Genomic DNA, 20,764 nt, shown 5'->3' with positions numbered 1-20,764 from the left:
TCAGAACTTCAGTGGAGCACGCTGCGGCACGGAGAATGCGCCGTAATCATTGATGTATTTGAAATGCACCTGGGCGTCCGCAGGTATTGCTCTTGCGACATCCCTGACGGGCAGCTTCAGGCTGCCGCCGGGGGGCACCATGCCCTCTCCCGCCGGTAACAGGCGAGCACCCGGGCCTGAGCCCATGGCCAAGGCAACCTCATTGAAGGTCACGTGATAAGCCGATGGGTTGTGCACTTCCAGTAGCGGTCCCTGGGCACTCCGGTGCAGGGTCCAGCGTAATTGGGTGGGCGCCTCGTCCGCGGAGCCCGGCAATCGGGCCGGGCGGAAAAACACTTTGGTGCGGATACGAAAAGCGAACTGCAGGTGGTTCGAAGGGGCCTCTTGCGAGCTGCCCGGTGCCACGTTGACCTTGGGCGGTATCTCCAAAGCGTTGAGCCAGAACAACGATTCGCGGTCATCCGGCAGTGGGTCCTGGGTATAGACCAGTCGCACCACCTGGCTTTTGCCCGCGTCCATGCGAAACACAGGCGGCGACAGGCTGAACGGCACGTCGCTGTCGGAAGGGTCTTGCGCCGGGTCGCCCTGGTCCAGCCAAACTTGGACCAGGCGGGGCGCCCGCTGATCGTCATTTGTCAGGCGCAGCGTGATTTCTCGACGCTGCTGCGGATAGATGTGCCGCGTGCCGTCGATCACTACGCCGGCGTGAGCGACGGATAGCAACCCGACACTGATCAGCAGGGGGTTCAATAGCAATGTTCGGGCAAGCATTTGTCTGTCCTTGCCTGGCGCACGGCCAGGCAACTGGGCCTCGATCAGGGGAACGTCACCGAATACAGCACTTGGGTGCTGACCGGCCCTGGCGTAGCGGTGCCCGTGGCGATGTATTGGGCGGCAAAGGGCAGCGACACCTGGCCGCTTTCCGGGACTTTCGCGGGGCTGGAGTTCTGGCCCAGGCGCAAATCCATGGGCTGGTGGGTGACGCCATCCACGAGTTGCACCTCAACGAAGGTGGCAGGCGTCGGCTTGGCGGGTGCCTGGTTGACCAGGTTACCGGTCGCCGGGTTGATCGCGGGGCTGCTGCTCTCATACATCACGGCGACGGTTGTATCCTTGGGGCAGGAACCGACATGAATGTAATAGGGTTTCGCCCCGGCAGTCTGGCCTGGCGCCTTGAGCGCGCTGGCCTGGACCTTGTTGAGTGGCACCGAAAAGTCCGGGCTGGTGCCGGGCGCAGAGCCCGTGCCGCCGCTGATGCTGCAGGTGGTGCCGGTGATTTCACCAGTCAAGGTGATCTTGCCGTCTGCGGCAACAGCAGGCAGAACGGCAACGCCGGTGGCCGCCAGAAATACAACGGCCAATGCGATAGTTTTCATTACAGATACTTCCTAGTGAATGTCAGTGAAAGTGTTGCAAGCCATGACTCATCAATCGAAGGGCGAGACGCGACCGTCCCGCCAAAATTGGGCTGAGTGGCTGTGAAAGAGGCTGTAGGGGTTAAGTGCTACTGAGTCTCTTACGTTTTGCAACGAAGTTTATGTTGCCAAGTTGAAGTGCCCGCCACAACTGACCGAACGGCTAGGTCAGTAGGTGTTAAACAAGTGAGCAGCCCCGTGCAATGCCATCTATCATCGGCAGAGACCACTCTTTTTTTCACGATTGATTGCCCCCTATGCCCCTGACCGCCAAAGGTCCACGAAGCCGAGCCGCCCGCTATTTCATCAGCACCCTGTGCGGGTTGTTGCCCATTCTGTTGGGGGTGGTAATTCTTTACTGGCAAGCCGAACGCACGCTTGAGCAAAGCACGGCCCAAACCGCTCAAGAGGCGGTGCGCCAGTTCGACCTGATGCTCGACAATACCGCCCTCGCCGCCCAGGCTTTGTTGCCTTTGGCAGGTAAGCCATGTGACAGCGAGGCGCAACTGGCGCTGCGCGAACAGGTCACGCGCCGCCCGTTTGTACGCGCCACCACCCTGTCCTGGCAGAAAAACATTTATTGCAGTTCGCTGTTCGGCGGCAACCATCAGTCGCCGGTCGACCCGGATGACTACGTCAATGGCCGGTTATGGCTGATGAACGGCAACCCCGTCACGCCGGATACCGCACTGTTGGTCTACCGCCTCGTGGAAGGCGACCAGGGCGCGTTCGCCTCGATTGACAGCTACCATCTCACCAACGCCTTGCGCTTGATCAGCCGTTACGCCGATCTGGTCTTGCAAGTCGGCCCCCATTGGCTGGATGCCGAGGGCAAGGTGCATGACAGCGCGGTGCCGGTATTTGCCGTGGCCCATCATCATCTGGCGTCCAAGCGTTATGACTACAGCGTCGAGGCGGGTATGCCGGAGGGAGAAACCTGGCGTTATATGCAGGCCCGTTACCCGGCGCTTTTCAGCCTGGTGGTGTTCTTCGGCGTACTGGCCGGCATCCTCGCGCATTGGTTGCAAAAACGCTCGTCCGCTCCCACCCAGGAGTTGCAGCGTGCGTTGAGTGCCAACGAATTCATCCCGTATTTCCAGCCAGTGGTACGCGGAGACACGCGTCAATGGGCAGGCTGTGAAGTGCTGATGCGCTGGAAACATCCAAAAGAGGGCCTGGTGCGGCCGGACCTGTTTATTCCCCTGGCCGAAGACTCGGGCCTGATCGTGCCGATGACCCGCGCCCTGCTGCGCCAGACCGCTGCGCAACTGGCGCCCCACGCTGCGCGTTTCAGCCCCGGCTTCCATATTGGCGTGAACATCACCGCACGCCATTGCCAGGACCTGGCGCTGGTGGAGGACTGTCGGGAGTTCCTGGCCGCCTTCCCCCCTGGCCAGGTAAGCCTGGTGCTGGAGTTGACCGAACGCGAGCTGATCGAGCCCACCGATATCACCCGCCAATTGTTCGATGCCCTGCACCAATTGGGTGTACTGATCGCCATCGATGACTTTGGAACAGGCCACTCCAGCCTGGCTTACTTGCGCAACTTCAACGTCGATTACTTGAAGATTGACCAAAGCTTTGTCGCCATGATCGGTGCGGATGCGCTGTCGGGGCATATCCTGGACAGCATCATAGAACTGTCCGGCAAGCTGGACCTTGGCATTGTTGCCGAGGGCGTGGAAACAGCACAACAGTGTGAATACCTGGTTGCCCAAGGTGTGGATTTCTTACAAGGTTATCTATTCGGCCGGCCGTTACCCTGTGATGAGTTCATTAACTCGTTGGGCAATCATTGAATAGCCCTGCGCCACCTTCGATGAAAGATTGTTATTTTGACGGCAGACATGATTTACTCGAGATGGATTAACTACTACAATTTTTCCTACCTGTGCAGAACTCGCAGAGGGGTCTTTTTCGTTGAGTTACCTTAACGTTCCTGGCTTATAGCTTTGTCTGCCGTTGATATCAGCAACTACACTATTGGAGTACAGATTTTGTCCAGACTCGCCGAATTTCGCGCAGCAGAAAAAGCCCTTCAAGAGCAGCTTGCGCAGCTGGAATCCTTGAAGAACGATGCAGGCCTGAAGAAAGAAATCGAATTTGAAGAAAAGCTCAAGAAGCTGATGGACAGCTACGGCAAAAGCCTGCGCGACGTCATCGCCATTCTTGACCCAACCCCACGCAAAGCCGGCGCAGCCGTTGCCGCGGCACCAAAGCAGCGGCGTGCGCGGGTCGTCAAGGTTTACCACAACCCGCATACCGGCGAGCTGATCGAGACCAAGGGCGGCAACCACCGCGGTCTTAAAGCCTGGAAAGAAGAGTACGGCGCCGCCACTGTAGATTCCTGGCTTCGCGGCTGATCAACAGGCACTAAACACAGAGCCCCGCCTAAGCGGGGCTCTTGTGCTTTATAGGTTCGAAAACGAACTTTTCCAACCGCTCACTTTGTTCAGATTCGCTCAACTTGGCCGAGTCATAATTTCAGGCTATTACGCACCGAACTCACTTCATCCTTGCTTGCCTCATAGGCTTGCACCTGGCCTGCATATGAAAAGACATAGGCTTTATCGACATCCACTGCGCCGACTAATGTCTGTGACAGAACGTGCCGGCCATTCTCGGTAATCACACAAGTAGTTTCGAGCGCTTCAAGACGACTCAATGTGCTGGGGTGCATCTTGCTGCACACGCTTTGATAACCGCTTCGAGCAAAATCCTTCTGGATGGATTTGCGCATTTCCAGCAATACGCCTGGAAGATTAACTTTATGTCCGACTTCAATCGGTGTACCGGTCAACTCCATAACCATCAGGGTCGCGCCATTTTCATCATTCTTGATCGCACGCTGGCGCGACACCGCTTGGGGCTTGGCGGGTGTTTCGCCGTCAGGCACGAATTCCTCGACCTGCCAACCACTGGGCCAGTGAATCTCCGGGTCGGCGGCCAATACCAACGAACTGGACAGCAACCCACACACAGCGCTCAACAGCAATCTACGAAACTCGATCATTGCAAAAAACACCCAAGATTCAAGCAGCAAAGTTTGCGGCCCAGCCGGTGCGGGTCGCAAGGGCTACGTGCGCTTTTTCATTTGGCGCAGCGGGCAGGCCTTGCGTATCATGGTCCGGCTGCACGGAGGCTGCCGCAAGCCAAGGGACCGCTTTGCCCCATTTTTCTGGAGGGCCCATGAGCCTGCACGATCTGAATAATTTCCCGGGCGTCACCGCCCAGCCTGATACCGCTACGACGAACTTCGTGTTTAACCACACCATGCTGCGGGTCAAGAACATCACCCAGTCACTGGATTTCTACACCCGTGTCCTGGGGTTTTCACTGGTTGAAAAACGCGACTTCCCGGAAGCCGAGTTCAGCCTGTACTTCCTGGCCCTGGTGGACAAGGCCCAGATCCCGGCCGACGCCGCAGAGCGCACCCAGTGGATGAAGTCGATCCCGGGCATCCTGGAACTGACCCACAACCATGGCACTGAAAACGACGCCGACTTCGCTTACCACAACGGCAATACTGACCCGCGTGGCTTTGGCCATATCTGCATCTCGGTGCCGGATATTGTCGCGGCATGCGAGCGTTTTGAAGCACTGGGCTGCGACTTTCAGAAGCGCTTGACGGATGGCCGCATGAAGAGCCTCGCCTTCATCAAGGACCCGGATGGCTACTGGGTCGAGATTATCCAGCCAGCGCCGATGTAATCCTCGCACGACAGAAAACAAAAAGCCCCACGAGCAATCATGGGGCTTTTTTTTCAAGGGCTCGGTTATGCCGGAGCCGACGTACGAATCAAGTGATCAAAGGCGCTCAACGAAGCCTTGGCCCCCTCACCCACTGCGATCACAATCTGCTTGTAAGGCACAGTAGTGACGTCACCGGCGGCAAACACGCCTGGCAATGAGGTCTCGCCACGGGCATCGACGATGATCTCGCCGCGCGGAGTCAGCTCTACAGTGCCCTTGAGCCAATCGGTGTTGGGCAGCAAGCCGATCTGAACAAAAATACCTTCCAGGTCGAGGGTCTTGAACTCGCCGCTGTCGCGATCCTTGTAGGCAAGGCCGGTGACTTTCTGGCCGTCGCCCTTGACTTCACTGGTCAGCGCGCTGGTAATCACATCCACGTTCGGCAGGCTATAGAGCTTGCGTTGCAATACCGCATCAGCGCGCAACTTGCTGTCGAACTCGAGCAGCGTGACATGGCTGACGATCCCGGCCAGGTCAATGGCAGCCTCAACGCCAGAGTTACCGCCGCCGATCACCGCCACGCGCTTGCCCTTAAACAATGGGCCGTCGCAGTGCGGGCAGAAGCAAACGCCCTTGGCCTTGTATTCCTGCTCGCCCGGAACGCCCATCTCTCTCCAGCGGGCGCCAGTGGCCAGGATCACAGTCTTGGACTTGAGAGTCGCGCCGCTTTCGAAGCGAATTTCGTGCAACTCACCAGGATTTTTCGCCGGAACCAAGCTACTGGCACGTTGCAGATTCATGATGTCCACGTCGTACTGGCGCACATGCGCTTCCAACGCACTGGCCAGCTTCGGCCCTTCGGTTTCCTGTACCGAGATAAAGTTCTCGATCGACATGGTGTCCAGTACCTGGCCACCAAAGCGCTCGGCGGCAACACCGGTACGAATGCCTTTGCGCGCCGCATAGATGGCTGCCGAAGAACCGGCCGGGCCACCGCCGACGACGAGTACGTCAAAGGCGTCTTTTGCGCTGATCTTTTGCGCGGCTTTTTCGATGCCGCTGGTGTCGAGCTTGGCAAGGATTTCTTCCAGGCCCATACGGCCCTGGCCGAAGTTGACCCCGTTCAAGTAGACACTCGGCACCGCCATGATCTGGCGCTCGTCGACCTCGGCCTGGAACAGCGCACCGTCGATGGCGACGTGGCGGATGTTCGGGTTCAGCACGGCCATCAGGTTCAAGGCCTGTACCACGTCCGGGCAGTTCTGGCACGACAGCGAGAAGTAAGTCTCGAAGCTGAACTCGCCTTTGAGGGCACGAATCTGTTCAATCACCTCGACACTGGCCTTCGACGGGTGGCCACCGACTTGCAACAGGGCCAGCACCAACGAAGTGAATTCATGGCCCATGGGGATGCCGGCGAAGCGCAGGCTGATATCGGCACCCGGGCGGTTGATGGAGAACGATGGCCTGCGGGCATCATCGCCATCGGTTTTCAGGGTAATCAGCGTGGTGAGGCTGATGACGTCCTGTAAAAGAGCAAGCATTTCCTGGGATTTCGCGCCGTCGTCGAGGGAGGCGACGATCTCGATCGGCTGGGTGACCCGTTCCAGGTATGACTTCAACTGAGCTTTAAGATTGGCGTCCAACATACGGGCGATTTCCTATTGATTCGGTTTATTGCAGAAAAAAAAACGCCCGAGCGAATCTCGCCCGGGCGTTTTGAGGGGCGGATGCAGCTTACTTAAGTGCGGATTCCCGCCCTTGATACGTCTTCATAGACTTAGATCTTGCCGACCAGGTCCAGGGACGGAGCCAGGGTGGCTTCGCCTTCTTTCCACTTGGCTGGGCAAACTTCGCCTGGGTGGGCAGCGACGTATTGAGCAGCCTTGATCTTGCGCAGCAGCTCGGAAGCGTCACGGCCAACACCGCCGTCGTTCAGTTCAACGATCTTGATCTGACCTTCTGGGTTGATCACGAAAGTACCGCGGTCTGCCAGGCCTGCTTCTTCGATCAGCACGTCGAAGTTGCGCGAGATGGTCAGGGTTGGGTCGCCGATCATGGTGTACTGGATCTTGCCGATGGCTGGCGAAGTGTTGTGCCAGGCAGCGTGGGCGAAGTGGGTGTCGGTGGACACGCTGTAGATCTCGACGCCCAGTTTCTGGAATTCGGCGTAATTGTCAGCCAGGTCTTCCAGTTCGGTTGGGCAAACGAAGGTGAAGTCGGCTGGGTAGAAGAACACCACCGACCACTTGCCTTTCAGGTCAGCGTCGGTCACATCGACGAAGCTGCCGTTTTTGAAAGCGGTGGCTTTAAACGGTTTTACTTGGCTGTTGATGATAGGCATCGTTGACTCTCCGTCAGGGGTTAGTAAGTTGATGAAGTGAATCCTACCGGCTCTCTCGGTCGATGGCTCATTGGCAAACCTGATGTTGACGATTGGCTTTCTCTATCAGGTAACAGTATTAATAGAAGAAATCTCACAACAGCGGTTGGGTGGCCAGGGCCATACCAAGAAATGGCGTCGCTTCAACATAGCGCATGGCAGATTTCATGTCGCTCCAACCGACGTAACTCATCAGTGACTTCAAATCCCAGCCACTGCGATGCGCCCAGGTAGCGAAGCCTCGGCGTAGTGAATGGCTGGTGTATTGCTCAGCCGCAATGCCTGCGCGCTCAAGGGCCTGGCGCAATAAGGGGATCACACTGTTGGGGTGCAAGCCCTCCTCGCCCAGGTTGCCCCAGCGGTCAATACCGCGAAAGACCGGGCCGCGCACGAGGGCCGAGACGCTGAGCCACTCGCTGTAGGCCTGCACCGGGCACAGGCGTAGCAGCGCTGGGGTCTGGTAAGTCTTGCCGAGATTGTCACGGTCGCTTTTGCTGCGTGGCAGGTAGAGGCTGATGCCGGCTCCGGGCACTACCTGGACATGCTCGATACTCAAACGACACAGCTCATCACTGCGAAAGCCGCGCCAGAAGCCGAGCAGGATCAGCGCGGTGTCGCGCTTTGCGCGTAGCAATCGAGGGTTGTCCTGATCCGCAGCGGCCTGCCTGGCCTCACTTTCGAGGGACGCTACGACCTGCTCCAAGTGCTTGAGCTGCAAAGGCTCGGCCTGTCTTTCTCGCGCCGGGTGCACCGCACGGATCCCCTTTAGCACCTTGCGCACCACGGGCGCCTTGGTCGGGTCGGCAAAGCCTTGGCTGACATGCCATTGCGACAAAGCCGAGAGCCGCAGCTTCAAGGTGTTCACTGCCAACACTCCGGCATAGGCCACCAGGTAACGCGCCACGCCGTCACTCGTGGCAGGCAGGAACCCACCCCACGTCACTTCGAAATGCTCGATGGCAGCCCGGTAGCTGCGGCGCGTGTTGTCGCGGGTAGCGGCGTTTAGGTATCGATCCAGGTCGCTCATCGGCGTCTTTCGTACTGTTGGCGGGTGGGTTGGCAAGGAAAATCGCTATGACACGGGATAATACGCCAATATCCCGTCTGTTAAATCATGAATTTCAACGAATTTTTAGACATGATATAGTACGTATATACATAATACGTACCACATTATCAAATCGACGGAGACCCCATGGCTCGTGGCGGCATAAACAAAGCAGTAGTCCAGACGGCACGCCTGGCAATCCTTGCCCGAGGCGAAAACCCCAGCATCGATGCCGTACGTATCGAGATGGGCAATACGGGCTCGAAGACCACCATTCATCGCTATTTGAAGGAGCTGGACGAGAGCGAGACCCGCCAGGCGATCACCCAAGCGCCGATCGACGACGAGCTGGGCGAACTGGTCGCGCGCCTGGCCCAACGCCTGAAAGAGAAGGCCCAGGAGCCGATTGACCTGGCCCTGGCGCAATTCGAACAACAGAAAGCCGCCCTGCTCGCCCAGGTTGAAACCTTGGAAGAGGCGCACGCCCAGCTCAAGCAGCAATTGGATATCCAGGCCGCGGCCCTGACGGAAGAAAGCGCCGCCCTGCAAACCGCCAGCACCAGCCTGCAGGCCGAACAGACCCGCAACGCCGGGCTGAGCCAGGCGTGCAGCGATTACGAGCTGAGGATCAGCGACAAGGACGAGCAGATTCGCTCACTGGAAGAAAAGCATCTGCATGCCCGGGATGCGCTTGAGCATTACCGCAATGCAATCAAGGAACAGCGTGAACAGGAGCAGCGCCGCCATGAAGGCCAGTTGCAACAGATCCAGGCCGAGCTGCGCCAGGCCCAGCAAAGCGCACTGGTGCGCCAGGATGAAATCACCCAGCTGCATCGGGACAATGAACGTCTGCTGATTGAGCAGCGTGTGACGGTCAAGGAACTCAATGCGCTGCAAGAGCAGGTGCGCAAGGATCAAGCCACACAACTCAAACTGAACGAGCAGCTCAGCCGGACCGACAGCGAGCGCACCCTGCTCCAGGAGCGCTTGCGTGTTGCCATGCAGGACAGTCAGTCGCGCCAGGAGGCGCTGCTTGAGCACCAACGGCACAACAAGGCGCTGGAACTGGACCTGATCAAGGCCCAGGCGAGTATCGACGCGCTGCGCCTGGCGGCCGCCGTTGCGACGGCGCCAGAGGCAACGGAGCCAACCTGATCAGTCGGCCACAGGCGTGCGCATGGTGACGAATTCTTCCGCCGCCGTAGGGTGCACGCCGATAGTTTCGTCGAAATGCTGCTTGGTCGCGCCCGCCTTGAGCGCGATCGCCAGGCCTTGCACGATCTCACCGGCATCCGGGCCAACCATGTGGCAACCCAGCACTTTGTCGGTGTCGGCGTCGACTACCAGCTTCATCAGGGTCTTTTCCTGACAGTCCGTGAGGGTCAGCTTCATCGGCCGGAACCGGCTTTCGAAAATCTGCACCTTGTGACCTTTGGCACGCGCATCCTCTTCGCTCAGGCCTACGGTGCCGATAGTTGGCTGACTGAACACCGCTGTCGCGATATTGGCGTAATCCACCGGACGGTATTGCTCGGGCTTGAACAAGCGCCGCGCCACAGCCATGCCTTCGGCCAGTGCCACGGGCGTCAGCTGCACACGACCAATGACATCGCCAATGGCCAGGATCGACGGCTCGGCAGTCTGGTACAGCTCATCCACGGCGACAAAACCACGCTCATCCAACTTGACCCCGGTATTTTCCAGGCCCAGGTTGTCCAGCATCGGGCGGCGACCGGTGGCATAGAACACGCAATCGGCCTCCAGCACACGCCCATCCTTAAGAGTGGCCTTGAGGCTGCCATCGGCTTGCTTGTCGATGCGCTCGATGTCGGTATTGAATTGCAGGTCCAGGCCGCGCTTGGTCAGCTCTTCCTGCAAGTGCTTGCGCACCGAGCCATCAAAGCCGCGCAGGAACAGGTCGCCTCGGTACAGCAATGACGTCTGCGCGCCCAAGCCGTGGAAAATGCCGGCGAACTCAACCGCAATGTAACCACCGCCCACCACCAGCACACGCTTAGGCAGCTCTTTGAGGAAGAACGCCTCATTGGAACCAATGGCGTGTTCGCGCCCTGGAATCTCCGGGATCTGCGGCCAGCCACCGGTGGCGATCAGGATATGCTTGGCGGTAAACCGCTCGCCATTGATCTCCACTTGATGGGCATCAACCAGGCGTGCATGCCCTTCATGCAGGGTTACACCGCTGTTGACCAGCAGGTTGCGATAAATGCCGTTGAGGCGATTGATTTCGCGATCCTTGTTGGCGATCAGGGTCGCCCAATCAAAGTTCGCCTCACCCAACGACCAGCCGAAACCGCTGGCCTGTTCGAAGTCTTCGGCGAAGTGCGCGCCGTATACCAACAGCTTTTTCGGCACGCAGCCGACATTCACGCAGGTGCCACCCAGGTAGCGGCTTTCCGCCACGGCCACCTTGGCGCCAAAGCCCGCGGCAAAGCGCGCTGCGCGAACACCACCGGAACCGGCGCCAATTACATACAGGTCAAAATCGTAGGCCATTTCATTCTCCTCGGCAGGACGCCAGCATACCGACTTACATGGGGCTGAAAAACGAAAAAGCCACCCGAAGGTGGCTTTCTCTTAAAACACCGGCAGGCTTAAATCAGTAAGCCTTGCCAGTCTTGTAGAAGTGCTCGAAGCAGAAGTTGGTCGCTTCGATGTAACCTTCAGCACCACCGCAGTCAAAACGTTGGCCTTTGAACTTGTAGGCAATCACGCAGCCATCTTTGGCCTGCTTCATCAGCGCGTCGGTGATCTGGATCTCGCCGCCCTTGCCTGGCTCGGTTTCTTCGATCAGCTTGAAGATATCCGGGGTCAGGATGTAGCGACCAATGATCGCCAGGTTCGACGGCGCGTCTTCCGGTGCTGGCTTCTCGACCATGTCGCGCACGCGAATCAGGCCATCACCGATATCGTCACCGGCGATCACGCCGTACTTGTTGGTCTGAGATGGATCAACTTCCATCACCGCAACGATGGTGCAGCGATACTTCTGGTAGAGCTTGACCATCTGGGTCAGCACGCCATCGCCTTCCAGGTTCACACACAGGTCATCGGCCAGCACGACTGCGAACGGCTCGTCGCCGATCAGCGGGCGACCGGTGAGGATGGCGTGGCCAAGGCCTTTCATCTGGGTCTGGCGGGTGTAGGAGAACGAGCACTCGTCGAGCAGCTTACGAATACCGACCAGGTATTTTTCCTTGTCGGTGCCCTTGATCTGGTTTTCCAACTCGTAGCTGATATCGAAGTGGTCTTCCAGGGCGCGTTTACCACGACCGGTCACGATGGAGATTTCGTTCAAGCCGGCATCCAGGGCCTCTTCGACGCCGTACTGGATCAGTGGCTTGTTCACCACCGGCAGCATCTCTTTGGGCATGGCCTTGGTCGCTGGCAAGAAGCGAGTGCCGTAACCGGCTGCTGGGAACAAGCATTTCTTGATCATATGAGTCCTTACAAAGGGCTGTGCGTACGGAATTCGGCGCAGTCTAATCAGGCCGCAGTCACCTTACAATGGGTCCTGCTGGCGTTGCGATGTCATCATAGAGAAAAAATGTCGGCGTAAGTTCCGCTGATCTTACAAAGGGCTTCACCATTGGCCAGGCAAAAAACGCCCTCCCCCTTTATTTAAAAGGCTGCCAACCGTTTTAGCACGCTTTCAGCCGCCGGGCACTGACCTGCAACATCTTGCCCGCCCCCAGGGTATTTGGCGCTATCATGGGCAGCTTGAACCCGACCACGAGATTGCCAATAGATGTCAGAACCAAAAGGTGTAAACGGCTACCTGATCACACAGCGAGCGGACGGCTGGCACTTGATCAATTTCCACGGCGACAGCGTTGCTGGGACATTTGCCACCGAAAGCCAGGCGATTGCGGTCGCCGAAGTGTTTGTGGATGAAGCGGGCCATGCATCGAGCAAAAGGCCGAAAGGCAAGTAAGCCGCCAATGCAGTACAAGAAGCCCCGGTTAACGGGGCTTTTTTGTGTGCGTCGATCCTGTAGTGCATTGAAACCATCTCTAAGTTGCTCGCCTCGCCTGGACGCTGTTATTTTTCAGGCGTTGTAATCCCCTTCTTACAGCTCCCCATCCAACTAAAATATTCTCATTAAGCCGCATGTAGTCCATCTCTTACAGCTTAACTTTAAGTTTTGGCATATTGCCATAATCCTCCTATAGCACGTGATACCGCGCAGCTACACGACTTAGCGAATCAGGCGACTTACTTACTCAAGGCGAGCGTGGACAATCACCTCGCCTCAAATGTGACGCGAAATTGCAATGCAAGTAGTTGGAAAAACACTTTCTTGACTACAACTCGGCAGACGCTTGATCGGGTTTTGCGCGAGCCACTTTTGAAGCGAAGAAGTAAGTCCCGCACACACCGTGGCGAGGCTCAATCAATGACATCTTTTATGTAGGCATCTGCAAATGAAAACTAAATTTAAAACTGCGCTGTTGACCATCGGGTTGTTCGCGGGCTCGATCTCCGCTGCCCATGCGGCGGATGGAACAGTTACTTTTTTGGGATCGGTCCATTCGGGTGCCTGCTCAATCAAGCCTGAATCCATCGACCAGACCGTCAATCTTGGCGCTATCGCAAAGCATCAACTGCAGGCTGGCGGCAAGTCTGAAGCCCGCAGCGTGAAAATCGAACTGGAAGGCTGCGACCTGACCGATCTCACCGATAACACGGTGACCACCACGTTCACCGCCGCTCCCTCCAACGATGTGCCGGGCGCGATCGGCACCGTCGGTGGCGCTGGCCGCATCGGCATCATGATGACCCATGGCGGCAAGCCCGTTGAGCTGGGTGTCGCCACCACCCCGCAGGCGATTTCCACGGGCGATAACACCCTGGAATTCGGTGCCTACGTTCAAGGCGCCGCTACCGGCGACATCGTCCCCGGTGATTTCAGCGCGGTCACCAACTTCACCCTGGCTTATCAGTAAGGCTTTCCCCCCGCCACCCATGGGTGGCGGGGGGAATTGGTGGGAGATAACGGTGAAAACACTCTTAAACCTCGCAGTCACCTCCACATTGACGATGTGCATCAGCCCCTGGGCGTTTGCCCAGGAACCGTCGCAAGGCGAAGGCGTCGTTACTCTCGGTGGAGAGATCGTCGACTCTGCGTGCGGCCTGGAACTGACCAGTGCCGACCAGTCCATCGAGATGACGCCCGAGCCCATAGGCAGGCTCCTGCGCAATGCGCTGGGGGAGCCGCACCCGTTTGAGTTGCGCCTGGTCAATTGCACCCTGACGCGCCCGGACCCGTCGCGCCCCGGCGCCACCTTGCCTGACTGGGAGCATCTGCGGGTGACGTTTGACGGCCCTCGCGACAGGGACGGCCGTTCCTTTGCTGCCTTCGGTGACTCACAGGGGGTGGCCTTCCATATCTGGGATTCGGCTGGCCAGGAGAGCGTGCCAGGCGAGCCGATGGCTCCGCACCCCCTGGCCGAGGGTGACATCACACTTCACTACACGCTCCGCCTGGTCGGCAACGGGCTGCCACTGGCGCCAGGTGCTCACCGTGTCGCGGTGCGGTTCAAGTTGGAATACTTTTGAACATTGATGGGTTGCTTTCATGCTGAATGCGTCGAAGATCAAAAATACACTTCGCCCCGGGCTGGTTGGCGGGCTGATGTCACTGGCAGGCACTGCCTTGGGTGCCGGCGATATCGAATTCAATACCGACGTTCTTGATCTGAATGATCGCAGCAATATTGATTTGTCCCGGTTTGCGCGAGGCGGTTTCATTCTGCCCGGCACCTACACGATGTTCGTGCAGATCAATGGCCAACCAATTTCCGAGCAAGCGGTGGCGTTCTACCCCCCAGAAGATGATCCCAAGGGAAGCCAGGCTTGCGTTTCCCCCGCGCTGGTGGAACAGCTGGGGCTGAAGGCGTCCGATGCCACCAGGCTCACCCCGTGGAAAGACGGCGAGTGCCTGGACCTCCAAGGCCTGCCGGGAGCGCAGGTGAGCGCGGATCTGGCGACCTCCACGCTGGACATCAACCTGCCCCATGCCTATCTCGAGTACAGCGCACTTAACTGGGATCCACCCGCGCGCTGGGATGAGGGGGTGCCGGGGTTGCTGGTTGACTACAACCTGACGGCGCAGTCCAACGCCCAGAAAAACGAGCGCACGCGCAATCACCTCAGCGGTAACGGCACACTGGGGGCCAATGCCGGGGCCTGGCGCCTGCGCGCCGATTGGCAGGGGCGCGTCGACAGCGCGAGGGATCGGTCCGCCGGGGAGCAGAAGCTGGAATGGAGCCGCTACTACGCCTACCGCGCCATTCCCTCATTGAAGGCGCGGCTGGTGGTCGGCGAAAACTACCTGTATTCGGACCTGTTCGACAGCTTCCGCTTTACCGGTGCGGCGTTGAATTCAGACGAAAGCCAACTGCCACCGAACTTGCGCGGCTATGCGCCGGAGGTTGTCGGGGTGGCCAAGACCAATGCCAGGGTAGTGGTCAGCCAGCAAGGGCGTGTGCTGTATGAAACCCTGGTGGCAGCCGGCCCCTTTCGCATCCAGGACCTCAATGATGCGGTGACCGGGACGCTGGATGTGCGTGTGGAAGAGCAGGACGGTTCGGTACAGACCTTCAAGCTCAACACCGCAGGCGTTCCCTACCTGACGCGCCCCGGGCAGGTTCGATACAAGCTGGCGACTGGACGACCTTCTGATCTTCAGTATGGGGCCGACGGTAACTTTTTTGGTACCGGTGAGTTCTCCTGGGGGATCAGCAATGGCTGGTCGCTGTTCGGTGGCGCCATCACCGATAACAACTACCGTGCGGCCACTGTCGGCGCGGGTCGTGACCTGCTGGTGCTGGGCGCTTTATCCCTGGACGTCACCCAGTCCCACGCCAACGTGTGGAATCAAACACTCTCGGGTAAATCCTATCGCCTGCAATACTCGAAGAACTTTGAACAATATGACAGCCAAGTAACCTTTGCCGGTTATCGCTTTTCCGATAAGAACTTCCTGAGCATGAGTGAATACCTGGATGCGCGTCACTACGGCATGAACGGCGAACTCGCAGGACGCGGCAAATACGACGAGTTCGGTCAATACGCCGGTGAATTCAAGCCGATTGGCGGCAGCAAGGCGCTGTATACCGCCACCGTCAACAAGCAGTTTCGTGACTTGGGCGCCACGGTGTACGCCAGTTATAACAAACAAACTTACTGGTCGCGGCCGGCCAGCCAGCGCTGGAACTTGTCAGTGTCTCGTTACTTCAATGTCGGCACTGTCAAGAACATGAGCCTGTCCCTCAACGTTTATCGCACTCAGGACTACAACTACAAGGATAACGGCATGGCACTGACGGTCAGCCTGCCGCTTGGGCGCAGCGGCACCCTGTCGCTGGATGCCAACCGGGCCGCTGGCAAGAATGGCTTTTCAACGCGCTACAGCGATCGCCTGGATGAGCGCAACAGTTACCAGCTCAGTGCCAGTGACAATTCCGCCAGTGGTTACCTGAGCCACACGGGTGAGCAGGCTGACCTGACACTCGCAGCCAGTCGCCAACAAGGCAACACCAGCCTGAGCATGTCGGCTCGCGGCGGCGGCACGCTCACGCGCCACGGCGCGGCGCTGCATCGTACCGGCAGCATGGGCGGCACGCGCTTGATGGTCGATACCGGCGGTGTAGCCGATGTGCCGGTGCGCGGCTACGGCACGCCGACCCGCAGCAACGCCTTCGGCAAAGCAGTAATTGCCGATCTGAGCAGCTACCAGCGCACGGCGGCCAGCGTGGATCTGGAGCGTCTGCCGAAGAACGTCGAGGCCACCCAATCGGTCACGCAGGTGACCCTCACCGAAGGCGCCATCGGCTACCGGTCCCTGGAGGTGATTTCCGGTGAGAAAGCCATGGCTGTGCTGCGCCTATCAGACGGCAGTGCGCCGCCCTTCGGCGCGCAGGTCAAGAACGCCAAACAGCAGGACACCGGCATTGTGAATGATGGCGGCAGCGTCTACCTGAGCGGTATCCAGGCCGGCGAGCAAATGTTCGTCAGCTGGGGCGAACGCTCACGCTGCGTCCTCACACTGCCGCAGGCCTTGCCGGTCGATGGCTTGACCCATGCCCTGCAACTGGACTGCCGGATGGTAGCCACTGATCAAACCTTGTCCTCGCCGGCAGAGCTGACCGGCAAGCCCACCGCCACGGAGCACACATCCTCATGAGCCTTAACACCCGCCTTACCCTTTCGTCCCTCGCATTGCTGGCCCTCAGCCTGAGCCAGGGCACCAATGCCGCGATCGCGCTGGACCGTACCCGCGTGATCTTCGATGGCGGCAAGGACGCCACCAGCGTGAACATCACCAACAACAACACCCAGTTGCCGTACCTGGCCCAGGGCTGGATTGAAGATGAACAAGGCCAGAAAATCACCGCGCCGCTGATCGTCCTGCCACCGGTGCAGCGCGTGGAGCCTGGAAAACAAAGCCAGGTGAAAGTCCAGGCGCTGCCCGCGGCCAAAGCCTTGCCCCAGGATCGAGAGACGGTCTACTACTTCAACCTGCGGGAAATTCCGCCGCGCAGCGATAAAGCCAACACCCTGCAAATCGCGCTGCAGACCCGCATCAAGTTGTTCTACCGACCGCAAGCCATCACGCCGAGCCAGCAAGACCTGTCCAACCCCTGGCAGGAAAAACTGACCCTCTCCCGGCAGGGCGAACATTACCAGGTGAACAACCCGACGCCTTACTTCGTGACCCTGGTGGATGCGCGCAGCACCAAGGACGGCAAGACCGTTCCGGGTTTCGAGCCGCTGATGGTACCGCCTAAAGGCTCGCTGGCCCTGGGCCCGACGGCCAAGGCACTCGGCACCGCCCCTTACCTGGCCTACGTGAATGACTACGGCGGACGTCCGCTGCTGGCGTTCACCTGCAGCGGCGAGACTTGCAAGGTGAACCCGCAAGCAGCCCCGCTCACACAGTAACGCCCGCCGGAGTCAGTGATGAAATCGCATTATGTGAAGGTCTTGGGCGGCCTGCTACTGGCCGTTGTCGGCAGCGCACAGGCCCAGGACGAAGACGATATAGAAGGCATGAGCGGACGGCTGAATATTTCCGGGTCCATGCATGAAACCCCATGCAGCCTGGAGATGACCTCGCTGCATCAGACCATTGACCTGGGCGATGTTTCCACCAGCCAGTTGCGCCGGCCCGGGGACCAGGCAAGGGCGGTGCCTTTCCAACTGCGCTTTACCGATTGCAACCGCATCGCCGGCAGCATCCGCAGCGAACGCACGGGGAACCTGACCTGGAGTGCCTTTCAACCGGTGCTGTCGGTGGCGTTCCTGGCACCGGCCCACCCCGATGATCCACGCCTGGTCAAGGTGCAAGGCATCACTGGGATGGGCCTGCAGTTAACCGATGTGCTTGGGCGCGATGTCAACCTGGGCCAACGGGGCGAACCTTTGTTCCTGCCTCTGGGCGGCAACACCCAGACCTGGAAGGTTAGACCTACGCGCACCTCAGCGCCGTTGACCAGCGGGGCGTTCCGGGCAGTGGTGGATTTCAGGCTCAATTATGAGTAAGGGCAGAATAATGGCTAAGTCAAACGGCCCATGGGCCGTGTTTATGGGCGGCCTGCTGTGGGCCGCCAGCCAGGCGGTACAGGCCGAGACCAGCCTGACGATCCGCGCGGTGATCATTGCGCCACCGCCGTGTGTCATCAACAGCGGCAGTACGCTCAACGTGCCGTTTGGCAATGACCTGCTGACCTCACGGATCGACGGGGTCAACTACCGCCGCGGTGTGCCCTACACCGTCACCTGTGATGCGCCGTACAGCAATGCACTGACACTGGAGCTCAAGGGCACCGGCGCCGCGTTCGACAATCGGGTGCTGGTGACGCGCAAGCCCGATCTCGGGGTGAAGCTGTTCGTCAATGGCGCTGACTGGCCTTTGAACACGGCGGTGAGGTTTACCTATCCCAACTTTCCAGTGGTACAGGCTGTGCCGGTCAAACGCCCAGGCAGCAAATTGACCGGTGGCGCCTTCGATGCGACCGCCACCCTGGTGGTGGATTACCAATGAAGCCGATCAACCATGAAGAGAAACGCACCATGACTTTTTGGCCGCAGAGAACGTTGCTCGCCCTGTGTGCCATCGGCCTGTGCAATGTCGCCTCGGCCAACCTGACGTTCAGCGGCACATTGAACGAGCCGCCGCCCTGCACCATCGATGCCGGCAACACCATTGAAGTGGATTTTGGCGATGTCGGGGTAAAACGTGTCGACGGTGTGAAATACCGCCAGGGCCTCAGTTACACCATCAGCTGTGGCACCGATACCCTGCCCTGGATGCTGAAGTTGAGCGTCAACGGCACTGCGACGACGTTCGATGGCGCAGCCGTGCAGACCAGTGTGCCGGCGCTGGGCATCCGGGTGTTCCAGAACAACCAGCCGTTTGCCCTCAATACGCCGCTTGAAATCAGCCTGTCGTCGCCACCGGTATTGGAAGTGGTGCCGGTCAAACGACCCGGCGCAACCCTGACCCCCGCCCGGTTTAACGCGGTGGCCACGTTGTTGGCCGAATACCAGTAGGAGTTGGAGAACCATGGGACATACACCTATCCACAAGGGTTGGACCTACGCTGCACTGGTACTTGGTGTGGGCTTGATCGCCGACGTCGAGGCTGCGGACAACCTCAGTTTCAAAGGCAACCTGGTTGAAGAAGCTTGCACCATTCGTCCCGGGGACGAGGCCATCACCCTGGAACTCTGGGACCTGACCAGCAAGTACCTGTACCTCAACACGCGATCATTGGGCAAGGCATTCAAGCTTCACTTGGTGGACTGCGACACCTCGGTGGGCAATACCGTCACGATCACCTTCGGTGGCAGGGAAAACCCGGCGCTGCCGGGATTGCTCGCGCTCGATGGTGGCAGCGGCGCCTCCGGCATCGGCGTGGGTATCGAGACACTGGCTAACAAGCCTCTGCCCCTTAATACGGTGAGCGACAGACAGGCGTTGAGCGATGGCAACAATGTGATCGAACTCAAGGCCTATGTGAAGGGAGAGCCGCGGGCCATCCAGGACCAGACCATCGGGCATGGCGCATACACGGTGACATCCACGTTCACGCTGGACTATCCGTAGTCATTCCCAGGCTGAGAACAGCTGGGAAACCTTTGAATCTCTTCCGGGCGGCGCAACACGGGGCTGGATACCTGTGGTCGCTGTTCGGATAGAGGAGCAACGAGAGAAAACCATGAAACGACTCTACGGCGCTATTTTGCTTCTCGTCCTGCTGAGTGCTTCCACCGTCGCGCGAGCGGCTGATTGCCGCGTGAATGGCGGAGGTTGGCAATATGTCGGAGACGGCGGGATCCTGAATCTACAGGTTCCGGTCACTGTCCGCGTGGGTTCGGACAGTACCCGTCTGATCCTTGAAGGGGCATGGTTGGAGTGCCGATTCACCCCCTCGCCTGCTCACCCTACGCGCATTGACTATTGGGGAACATCTGCGCAAGCCGGCCCCCCTTGGGTGCCCGGCCCGAAATTTTCCCATCAAGCTACCGGCCTGCGCATAAACGGTGCGTTTCATAATACGCCTGTGCCTTTTAACATCCGGATCGCGACCATGCCTAATAACAGCGGGGCGTATCTCATCAATGTAGCTCCCTATATCCTGCTGCGAAACGACCCTAGCAACCCTATCGATGTTCGAATAGGGGATACCCTGGGCGCGTTGAATCTCCACCAGACCAACAATTACAGTTCGGGAAGTACGAGGCTCGTACTGACGTACACCGCCGCAAACAACTTCGACATCTCCCCCTCGACCTGCACGATTAACAATAACAACCCCATCGAGATCAACTTCGGCGATGTACCGCAGCGGGCGATCGGCAGCGATCCCTTGACAAGTGCCATCCGCACCAACCGCAGGCTTACCTACTCTTGCCCGGATGGCGGCATCACCACCCCTATAACCATTACCTACAAAGGCATCCCGTCGTCGTTCGACAACCGGTTGCTGACCATGACCAATCCGGACGTGGGGACCGCCTTGGTCCGTGCGGGGGCCGCCGTTCAAGTCAACGGTTCATTCCGTACCCAGATTACCAACAGCGTGGGCGGCGACGATGTGACGTTCGCCCTGGTTCGCCGCGCGGGATCACTCCCCACGGCAGGGGCAATGAGCGGCAGCGGCGTGCTGGTGATGGGTGTGCCATGAAACAGGCAAAAGA

22 protein-coding genes are annotated in these 20,764 nt (G+C 58.9%); 14 read left to right on the top strand and 8 right to left on the bottom strand.

Annotation, left to right across the window (positions count from 1 at the left end; all coding sequences use genetic code 11):
* Positions 1 to 771 (bottom strand): fimbrial biogenesis chaperone, encoded by a 771-nt coding sequence (locus NMB39_RS14495; RefSeq protein WP_057023919.1) that lies wholly within the window; start codon positions 769 to 771, stop codon positions 1 to 3.
* A gap of 44 nt (positions 772 to 815) precedes the next feature.
* Complete coding sequence (locus NMB39_RS14490) at positions 816 to 1,376, bottom strand: fimbrial protein (RefSeq protein WP_306957977.1); 561 nt, start codon at positions 1,374 to 1,376, stop codon at positions 816 to 818.
* Between the two features lie 296 nt (positions 1,377 to 1,672).
* Between NMB39_RS14490 and NMB39_RS14485 the strand changes: the two genes are divergently transcribed.
* Entirely contained in the window at positions 1,673 to 3,214 is a 1,542-nt protein-coding gene (locus NMB39_RS14485; RefSeq protein ID WP_198719021.1) for an EAL domain-containing protein, read from the top strand.
* A 198-nt stretch (positions 3,215 to 3,412) separates the two neighbouring features.
* Complete coding sequence (locus tag NMB39_RS14480) at positions 3,413 to 3,778, top strand: histone-like nucleoid-structuring protein, MvaT/MvaU family (RefSeq protein ID WP_057012468.1); 366 nt, start codon at positions 3,413 to 3,415, stop codon at positions 3,776 to 3,778.
* A 113-nt stretch (positions 3,779 to 3,891) separates the two neighbouring features.
* Here NMB39_RS14480 and NMB39_RS14475 read toward each other — a convergent pair whose 3' ends face one another.
* Positions 3,892 to 4,428 (bottom strand): DUF4946 domain-containing protein, encoded by a 537-nt coding sequence (locus NMB39_RS14475; protein WP_494338981.1) that lies wholly within the window; start codon positions 4,426 to 4,428, stop codon positions 3,892 to 3,894.
* A gap of 176 nt (positions 4,429 to 4,604) precedes the next feature.
* Between NMB39_RS14475 and gloA the strand changes: the two genes are divergently transcribed.
* Positions 4,605 to 5,126 carry a lactoylglutathione lyase gene (gene gloA / locus NMB39_RS14470; RefSeq protein WP_057023922.1) on the top strand — a complete coding sequence of 174 codons (522 nt, stop codon included), beginning with the start codon at positions 4,605 to 4,607 and terminating at the stop codon, positions 5,124 to 5,126.
* Positions 5,127 to 5,191: 65 nt separating this feature from the next.
* Here the strand turns inward: gloA and ahpF are convergent, their stop codons facing one another.
* From ahpF to NMB39_RS14455, 3 genes are all read right to left on the bottom strand, one after another.
* A complete protein-coding gene (ahpF, locus tag NMB39_RS14465) occupies positions 5,192 to 6,757 on the bottom strand; it encodes an alkyl hydroperoxide reductase subunit F (RefSeq protein WP_057023923.1) in 1,566 nt (521 codons plus the stop codon).
* A gap of 131 nt (positions 6,758 to 6,888) precedes the next feature.
* A complete protein-coding gene (gene ahpC / locus NMB39_RS14460; protein ID WP_003191303.1) occupies positions 6,889 to 7,452 on the bottom strand; it encodes an alkyl hydroperoxide reductase subunit C in 564 nt (187 codons plus the stop codon).
* A gap of 133 nt (positions 7,453 to 7,585) precedes the next feature.
* Entirely contained in the window at positions 7,586 to 8,518 is a 933-nt protein-coding gene (locus NMB39_RS14455) for a site-specific integrase (protein ID WP_494338982.1), read from the bottom strand.
* Positions 8,519 to 8,686: 168 nt separating this feature from the next.
* On the opposite strand from NMB39_RS14455, the gene NMB39_RS14450 reads away from it, so the two are divergent.
* A complete protein-coding gene (locus NMB39_RS14450; RefSeq protein WP_057023925.1) occupies positions 8,687 to 9,694 on the top strand; it encodes a DNA-binding protein in 1,008 nt (335 codons plus the stop codon).
* Here the strand turns inward: NMB39_RS14450 and gorA are convergent, their stop codons facing one another.
* On the bottom strand, positions 9,695 to 11,053 hold the full coding sequence (gene gorA / locus NMB39_RS14445; protein ID WP_494338983.1) for a glutathione-disulfide reductase: 1,359 nt from the start codon (positions 11,051 to 11,053) through the stop codon (positions 9,695 to 9,697).
* A 103-nt stretch (positions 11,054 to 11,156) separates the two neighbouring features.
* A complete protein-coding gene (galU, locus tag NMB39_RS14440) occupies positions 11,157 to 11,996 on the bottom strand; it encodes a UTP--glucose-1-phosphate uridylyltransferase GalU (protein ID WP_043049885.1) in 840 nt (279 codons plus the stop codon).
* A 309-nt stretch (positions 11,997 to 12,305) separates the two neighbouring features.
* Here galU and NMB39_RS14435 point away from each other — a divergent pair, with 309 nt between their 5' ends.
* The 10 genes from NMB39_RS14435 (at position 12,306) to NMB39_RS14390 (ending at position 20,751) form a co-directional block, all read left to right on the top strand.
* Positions 12,306 to 12,491 (top strand): hypothetical protein, encoded by a 186-nt coding sequence (locus NMB39_RS14435; protein WP_057012475.1) that lies wholly within the window; start codon positions 12,306 to 12,308, stop codon positions 12,489 to 12,491.
* A 490-nt stretch (positions 12,492 to 12,981) separates the two neighbouring features.
* The gene (locus tag NMB39_RS14430) at positions 12,982 to 13,503 is read left to right on the top strand and encodes a fimbrial protein (RefSeq protein ID WP_043049883.1); all 522 of its coding nucleotides are present in this window, start codon (positions 12,982 to 12,984) and stop codon (positions 13,501 to 13,503) included.
* Between the two features lie 52 nt (positions 13,504 to 13,555).
* Positions 13,556 to 14,116, top strand: coding sequence for a fimbrial protein (locus tag NMB39_RS14425; RefSeq protein WP_043051527.1), 561 nt, complete (start codon positions 13,556 to 13,558; stop codon positions 14,114 to 14,116).
* A gap of 19 nt (positions 14,117 to 14,135) precedes the next feature.
* Entirely contained in the window at positions 14,136 to 16,745 is a 2,610-nt protein-coding gene (locus NMB39_RS14420) for an outer membrane usher protein (protein WP_198719025.1), read from the top strand.
* A complete protein-coding gene (locus NMB39_RS14415; RefSeq protein ID WP_057023927.1) occupies positions 16,742 to 17,503 on the top strand; it encodes a fimbria/pilus periplasmic chaperone in 762 nt (253 codons plus the stop codon). Before NMB39_RS14420 ends, NMB39_RS14415 begins: the two co-directional genes overlap by 4 nt.
* Before the next feature lie 18 nt (positions 17,504 to 17,521).
* Positions 17,522 to 18,103, top strand: a complete 582-nt coding sequence (locus NMB39_RS14410; RefSeq protein ID WP_494338984.1) for a fimbrial protein — start codon at positions 17,522 to 17,524, stop codon at positions 18,101 to 18,103.
* Positions 18,104 to 18,113: 10 nt separating this feature from the next.
* Positions 18,114 to 18,605: a fimbrial protein gene (locus NMB39_RS14405; RefSeq protein ID WP_057023928.1), complete on the top strand. Its 492-nt coding sequence runs from the start codon at positions 18,114 to 18,116 to the stop codon at positions 18,603 to 18,605.
* A gap of 29 nt (positions 18,606 to 18,634) precedes the next feature.
* Positions 18,635 to 19,114, top strand: coding sequence for a fimbrial protein (locus NMB39_RS14400; RefSeq protein ID WP_057024097.1), 480 nt, complete (start codon positions 18,635 to 18,637; stop codon positions 19,112 to 19,114).
* Positions 19,115 to 19,127: 13 nt separating this feature from the next.
* Positions 19,128 to 19,670, top strand: a complete 543-nt coding sequence (locus NMB39_RS14395) for a fimbrial protein (RefSeq protein WP_057023929.1) — start codon at positions 19,128 to 19,130, stop codon at positions 19,668 to 19,670.
* A 112-nt stretch (positions 19,671 to 19,782) separates the two neighbouring features.
* The gene (locus NMB39_RS14390) at positions 19,783 to 20,751 is read left to right on the top strand and encodes a fimbrial protein (RefSeq protein ID WP_494338985.1); all 969 of its coding nucleotides are present in this window, start codon (positions 19,783 to 19,785) and stop codon (positions 20,749 to 20,751) included.
* Positions 20,752 to 20,764 lie beyond the last annotated feature (13 nt).

It is taken from the genome of Pseudomonas sp. FBCC-B545 (assembly GCF_059134095.1).
Note: the sequence above shows the minus strand (reverse complement) of the source record. Positions and strands in the feature narration are given on the sequence as shown.

What these genes read in the sequence shown, in the direction of transcription:
- NMB39_RS14495 (WP_057023919.1), bottom strand. Translation starts at nt 771, where the DNA reads ATGCTTGCCCGAACATTGCTATTGAACCCCCTGCTGATCAGTGTCGGG.
- NMB39_RS14490 (WP_306957977.1), bottom strand. Translation starts at nt 1,376, where the DNA reads ATGAAAACTATCGCATTGGCCGTTGTATTTCTGGCGGCCACCGGCGTT.
- NMB39_RS14485 (WP_198719021.1), top strand. Translation starts at nt 1,673, where the DNA reads ATGCCCCTGACCGCCAAAGGTCCACGAAGCCGAGCCGCCCGCTATTTC.
- NMB39_RS14475 (WP_494338981.1), bottom strand. Translation starts at nt 4,428, where the DNA reads ATGATCGAGTTTCGTAGATTGCTGTTGAGCGCTGTGTGTGGGTTGCTG.
- gloA (WP_057023922.1), top strand. Translation starts at nt 4,605, where the DNA reads ATGAGCCTGCACGATCTGAATAATTTCCCGGGCGTCACCGCCCAGCCT.
- ahpF (WP_057023923.1), bottom strand. Translation starts at nt 6,757, where the DNA reads ATGTTGGACGCCAATCTTAAAGCTCAGTTGAAGTCATACCTGGAACGG.
- ahpC (WP_003191303.1), bottom strand. Translation starts at nt 7,452, where the DNA reads ATGCCTATCATCAACAGCCAAGTAAAACCGTTTAAAGCCACCGCTTTC.
- NMB39_RS14455 (WP_494338982.1), bottom strand. Translation starts at nt 8,518, where the DNA reads ATGAGCGACCTGGATCGATACCTAAACGCCGCTACCCGCGACAACACG.
- NMB39_RS14450 (WP_057023925.1), top strand. Translation starts at nt 8,687, where the DNA reads ATGGCTCGTGGCGGCATAAACAAAGCAGTAGTCCAGACGGCACGCCTG.
- gorA (WP_494338983.1), bottom strand. Translation starts at nt 11,053, where the DNA reads ATGGCCTACGATTTTGACCTGTATGTAATTGGCGCCGGTTCCGGTGGT.
- galU (WP_043049885.1), bottom strand. Translation starts at nt 11,996, where the DNA reads ATGATCAAGAAATGCTTGTTCCCAGCAGCCGGTTACGGCACTCGCTTC.
- NMB39_RS14435 (WP_057012475.1), top strand. Translation starts at nt 12,306, where the DNA reads ATGTCAGAACCAAAAGGTGTAAACGGCTACCTGATCACACAGCGAGCG.
- NMB39_RS14430 (WP_043049883.1), top strand. Translation starts at nt 12,982, where the DNA reads ATGAAAACTAAATTTAAAACTGCGCTGTTGACCATCGGGTTGTTCGCG.
- NMB39_RS14420 (WP_198719025.1), top strand. Translation starts at nt 14,136, where the DNA reads ATGCTGAATGCGTCGAAGATCAAAAATACACTTCGCCCCGGGCTGGTT.
- NMB39_RS14415 (WP_057023927.1), top strand. Translation starts at nt 16,742, where the DNA reads ATGAGCCTTAACACCCGCCTTACCCTTTCGTCCCTCGCATTGCTGGCC.
- NMB39_RS14410 (WP_494338984.1), top strand. Translation starts at nt 17,522, where the DNA reads ATGAAATCGCATTATGTGAAGGTCTTGGGCGGCCTGCTACTGGCCGTT.
- NMB39_RS14405 (WP_057023928.1), top strand. Translation starts at nt 18,114, where the DNA reads ATGGCTAAGTCAAACGGCCCATGGGCCGTGTTTATGGGCGGCCTGCTG.
- NMB39_RS14400 (WP_057024097.1), top strand. Translation starts at nt 18,635, where the DNA reads ATGACTTTTTGGCCGCAGAGAACGTTGCTCGCCCTGTGTGCCATCGGC.
- NMB39_RS14395 (WP_057023929.1), top strand. Translation starts at nt 19,128, where the DNA reads ATGGGACATACACCTATCCACAAGGGTTGGACCTACGCTGCACTGGTA.
- NMB39_RS14390 (WP_494338985.1), top strand. Translation starts at nt 19,783, where the DNA reads ATGAAACGACTCTACGGCGCTATTTTGCTTCTCGTCCTGCTGAGTGCT.